Here is a 5,002-nt window from a genome sequence, read left to right on the forward strand (position 1 = left end):
TCGTGATGATGACGACCTGGTTCATCGCCTGCCGTACCTCCAGACCGAAGCTCTTCAACAGGTCATTGATCTCCGGAGACCGGTCATCCTCGGCTACGGCGGAATTGGCGAGCGTATACCCGTTCGGGCCCTTGTAGAGGTTTAACTCGCGCATGTCCCGGGACAGGGTCGCCTGCGTGACGTTGAAACCGCGCTTGGCCAGCTTTCTGCGCAGCTCATCCTGGCTGGTGACCGTCGTCGTCACCAGGAGCTCTCGAATTGCACTGTGCCGTTGCTGTTTCATACTGAATTTCTATTCACCCGTCCTGCATCCTCTGCCGCTTTGAACAGCAGAAAAACGCAGCACCTGCTTTTGACGGCCGGCACTACGTTGGTGATGCATAAAAATACAAGATCATGTATAAATATTCACAGCCGCTATGTCAAGTGCCTGGCGGTGTCGCTCTCAGGTCGAGATCCATGCCTCTGGACGGTGTTTCGGGGCGGGGAAATCGGCGTAGAATAAAGACCGGACTCCCAGTAGTACCGCTTTTCAGGCGAATGTGTATGCGCCATCGCGAGCGTCTACCTGCAGGTGTCCCCGAATGACAGGAAGGCTTTACCCAGGTTCATCGCTATGAAGATGTCAGTGCCCTCGCTTCTCGACTCTCGCTTTGACCATGACTCCTGCGGCGTTGGTTTCGTCGCTCAGGTGTCTGCCACGCCGTCGTATGACATTCTGGCCAAAGCCCTGACCGCCCTTGCCCGTCTCGCCCATCGCGGCGCAGTTGCGGCCGATGGCAAATCGTCGGATGGCGTAGGCATTATGGCGGCAGTACCGCGCGCGTTGCTGCTGGAAGAGCTGAAACTGGACCTTCCGGCGGGCAAGCCGCTGGCCGTCGGTATGTGCTTCCTGCCGGTGGATTCAGCCAAAACCGAGGCCGCCATTGTCCGCTCGCTGGAGCTTCAGTCGTTTAAGGTCCTGGCGTGGCGTACGGTGCCGACCCGTCCGGAGACGCTGGGTGAGATCGCCCTCTCCACCATGCCTGTCATCAAGCAGGTGATCGCCACAACCGACGACACCTCCACGGACGTGGAGCGTCGCCTGTACCTGGCGCGCAAGAAGTTTGACGGCTTCCTGGCTTCGGGTGAGGCCGACGGATACCTTTGTTCGCTCTCGACCCAGACCATTGTCTACAAGTCGATGTGCGCCGGCCGTCTGTTGCCCGAATTCTTTCCCGACCTGGCCAATCAGGCCTTCGTGACGTCGTTCGCACTCTTCCACCAGCGTTACGCCACCAACACCACGCCGACCTGGCACCGCGCGCAGCCTTGTCGTGCCCTGGCGCATAACGGCGAGATCAACACTGTCTGGGGCAACCGCGCCCGCATGGCTGCCCGCGATGCCACTCTGCCTGATGAGTGCAAGCCGATTCTGACGCAGGGCGGTTCCGATTCCACCTCTCTCGACGAGACCGTCGAGCTGCTTCGCTACAACGGCCGTACGCTGCCTGAGTCACTCCGCATGCTGGTGCCACCGGCCTACACCGCGAAGCCCTCTTCCTTCCTGCAGTACCACGTCGATATGGCTGAGCCCTGGGATGGCCCTGCTGCGCTCGGCTTTGCCGACGGCAAGGTGGTTGGTGCGGCCCTTGACCGTAACGGTCTGCGCCCCTCGCGCTATGCCGTCACCAATACCGGTGTCGTCGTGGCTGGATCGGAGGCAGGCCTGGTCGATCTCGATCCCAACACGGTGATTGAGTCCGGACGTCTTGGCCCGGGTGAGATGTTCGTTGTCGATCTGATCGAGCACAAGGTGCTGCACAACGACGAGCTCTTCGACCTGTTCGATGCAGACCCGACCTACCAGCAGCTTCTCGCCGAGCAGACCCCGCTGCTCAAGGCCGATATCGCCGACACACCCGATCTGAAGTCGCTGCTGCCGATTCACCTTGCCTTTGGCTACACCAAGGAAGAGGTCCGCATGATCCTCGCGCCAATGGCGACCGAGGGTAAGGATCCGGTGTGGTCGATGGGCGACGATACGCCGCTCGCGTTTCTGGCAAAGGCTCCGCGTCCGCTGTATGCCTACTTCCGTCAGCGCTTCGCTCAGGTAACCAATCCGGCGATCGATCCGCTGCGCGAGGCCTGCGTGGTTTCACTGCATACGCGCCTCGGTCCGTGGTCGCACATGCTGGACAAGCATGCTCCGTTGCCGGGTCTCTCGCTGTTCTCGCCGTTCCTCTCGCTGGGACAGGCTGCTGCGCTGCGTGAGCACAAGTACGATCACGCCGCCAACCTGAAGACGGTTGAGCTGCCGTGTCTCTTCGATGCAACTACGACCCTTGAAGCAGGGCTCGAAGCAGTCGGCGAGCAGGCTGTGAGCCTGGTGCACAACGGCGCCGGCATTCTTCTGCTGACCGACCGTGGAGCTTCCGCGGCCTCGCTGCCGATCCCCATGGCGATGGCCACTGCCTATGTCAATGAGGTTCTGATCAAGGCAGGCCTGCGCGCTAACGTAGGTATCGCTGTAGAGGCAGGAGACTGTCGCGACATTCACCACGCCGCCGTCCTCATCGGCTACGGCGCAGGTGCGGTCTGTCCCTGGCTGGCTCTCGAAAGCGGCCGCGCTCTTACTCCCGCCGGAACCGACCCCTACGAGTCCGAGAAGAAGATGCTCAAGGCGCTCGATACGGGTCTCGCCAAGATCATGTCGAAGATGGGTGTCTCCGTCGTCGACTCCTACCGCTCGGCCCACCTCTTCGACATCCTCGGTCTGCACCTCAGTGTCGTCGATAAGTGCTTCCCGGCGACGCCGGCTCCTATCTCGGGCATCGGTTTTACGGAGATCGAGCAGCAGCTTCGCAAGCTTTGGGGTACAGAGCTTGGAACAGATCTCACCGATCCGGGCTGGGTTAAGTTCCGCCGCGCCGACGGCACCGAGCCGCACGGCTGGGCTCCTCCGCTGGTAAAGGAGCTGCAGACGGTTGTGGGCTCGGCCCGTAACGTTCCCGCTGCTGCTGACCCTGCTGCCGCCTTCCAGATCTATACGCAGAACGTTGCCAGTCGCGAACCGGCCTTCCTTCGTGACCTGCTGGAGATTCGTCCTGCAGGACAGGAGCTGCCTGTCAGTGCAGTGGAAGCGCCGGAGAAGATGTACCGCCGCTTCATCGCGTCGGCCATGTCGCTCGGCTCGCTGAGCCCTGAGGCCCACTCGACCATCACGCTCGCCATGAACACCCTCGGCGGCAAGTCCAACACGGGCGAGGGCGGAGAAGACCCTGGGGTCTACAAGCCGAGCCCGGCTGTCTCCAGCTTCCGTACGCCTGGCGGTGGTGTCGTGACCATGGCCCGCAACGAGAGCGAGGGCAGCGTCGCTGTCGCTGAGCCGATTGTTGAAGCCCCGGCGATCCACGGCAAACTGAACAACAAGATCAAGCAGGTCGCCAGCGGACGCTTTGGTGTTACAGCCGAGTATCTGGCCAACGCTGAGGAGATTGAGATCAAGGTCGCCCAGGGCGCCAAACCGGGCGAAGGTGGACAGTTGCCCGGACACAAGGTCTCCGGCCTTATCGCTCGTCTGCGTCACGCTCAGCCGGGTGTGCCGCTGATCTCTCCGCCGCCGCACCACGACATCTACTCGATCGAAGACCTCGCACAGCTTATCCACGACCTGAAGCACGTCAATCCGCGTGCGGCGGTGGGTGTGAAACTGGTCTCCTCCTGCGGCGTGGGAACGGTTGCCGCGGGTGTCGCCAAGGCGTATGCCGATTACATCGTGATCGCCGGCAACACTGGCGGTACTGGTGCAGCGGCGCTGTCGTCGATCAAGTACGCGGGTAATCCGTGGGAGCTTGGTCTGGCCGAAGCTCAGCAGGTGCTGATCGAAAACGGCATGCGTGGACGTGTCCGTCTGCGTACTGACGGTGGTCTCTCGACGGCCCGCGACATCCTGGTCGCTGCGCTGCTGGGAGCGGACGAGTTTGCCTTCGGAACGGCAGTGCTGGTGACTCTGGGCTGCGATATGGCCCGCCAGTGCCACCTGAACTCCTGCCCGACCGGCATTGCCACGCAAAAGCCTGAGCTCCGCGCGAAGTTCCGCGGCAAGCCTGAGCATGTGGTGCAGTTTTTCCAGCAGCTCGCTTCGGAAGTCCAGCAGCTTCTCGCCCGTTACGGTCTGCCTTCGCTGGAAGCCGCAATCGGACGTGCCGATCTGTTGGAGCAGGTCCGCTTCGATGGCGGTCTGGATCTGAAGCCGATGCTGGCCGTTGCCACCGAAGAAGGTGCAGTTCGCTGGCAGGGGGGCCGCAATGATCGTCCGGTCTCGCGTCCTGCTGTCGACGAAGCCTGGGTTGCTCCGGCGATCGACGCTGCAAAGCAGGGTATGCCGTACCGTGTGCACTCTGATGTGGCCAATCGCGACCGCGCCATCGGCGCCCGTATCGCCGGTGAGCTGGCGCTGCTGAAGTCGCGCGCCGAAGCTCCGCTGCCTCGTCCCGACATCACGCTGAACCTGAACGGCACAGCCGGTCAGTCCTTTGGCTGTTTTGCGGTCGACGGCATGAAACTCATCCTGGAAGGCCAGGCCAACGACTTCGTCGGTAAGGGCCTTGCGGGTGGTGAGATCATTCTGCGCGCGCGCGGTCTGGCGGCACAGGACTCCGGTCATCACGTCATCCTCGGCAATGTGRCTCTCTACGGCGCTACCAGCGGCACGCTCTTCGCCGCCGGCCGCGCAGGCGAGCGCTTTGCGGTCCGCAACTCCGGCGCCACTGCGGTGGTGGAAGGTATCGGCGAYCACGGCTGCGAGTACATGACGGGCGGTATGGCTGTCATTCTCGGTAAGACCGGCATCAACTTCGGCGCCGGTATGACCGGCGGTATTGCCTGGGTGTACGACGCCGACGGTAGCTTCATGGCAACGAAGCGTTGCCATGAAGAGTTCCTGGCTCCCGAGACCTTCGAGCAGGCTGGTGAGCATGCGCAGATGCAGCTGCACGAGCTGATCGAAGCACACGTGGAA

1 protein-coding gene and 1 pseudogene are annotated in these 5,002 nt (G+C 62.2%); one reads left to right on the top strand and one right to left on the bottom strand.

What is annotated here, in order from left to right; all coding sequences use genetic code 11:
- Window positions 1-283, bottom strand: a pseudogene (locus AB4043_RS14175) (ArgR family transcriptional regulator); the annotation flags it as partial.
- Window positions 284-622: 339 nt separating this feature from the next.
- On the opposite strand from AB4043_RS14175, the gene AB4043_RS14180 reads away from it, so the two are divergent.
- On the top strand, window positions 623-5,002 hold a 4,380-nt coding region (locus tag AB4043_RS14180), incomplete at its 3' end, for a glutamate synthase-related protein (RefSeq protein WP_442307332.1).

Source organism: Terriglobus sp. YAF25 (genome assembly GCF_052113305.1).
Taxonomy (GTDB): Bacteria; Acidobacteriota; Terriglobia; order Terriglobales; family Acidobacteriaceae; genus Terriglobus.